We start from the raw sequence: 264 nt of genomic DNA, 5'->3' as shown, positions 1-264 counted from the left end.
CTGGGGAGTACGGTCGCAAGATTAAAACTCAAAGGAATTGACGGGGACCCGCACAAGCGGTGGATGATGTGGATTAATTCGATGCAACGCGAAAAACCTTACCTACCCTTGACATGGATGGAATCTTCGAGAGATTGGAGAGTGCCCGAAAGGGAACCATTACACAGGTGCTGCATGGCTGTCGTCAGCTCGTGTCGTGAGATGTTGGGTTAAGTCCCGCAACGAGCGCAACCCTTGTCATTAGTTGCTACGAAAGAGCACTCT

The 264-nt window shown here is 50.8% G+C and carries 1 rRNA gene; it reads left to right on the top strand.

Going from position 1 to position 264, the window contains the following annotated elements:
- Positions 1-264: ribosomal RNA gene (locus tag GTP69_RS30970) — 16S ribosomal RNA — on the top strand; the annotation flags it as partial.

It is taken from the genome of Duganella levis, assembly GCF_009857605.1.
Taxonomy (GTDB): Bacteria; Pseudomonadota; Gammaproteobacteria; order Burkholderiales; family Burkholderiaceae_D; genus Rugamonas; species Rugamonas levis.
Note: the sequence above shows the minus strand (reverse complement) of the source record. Positions and strands in the feature narration are given on the sequence as shown.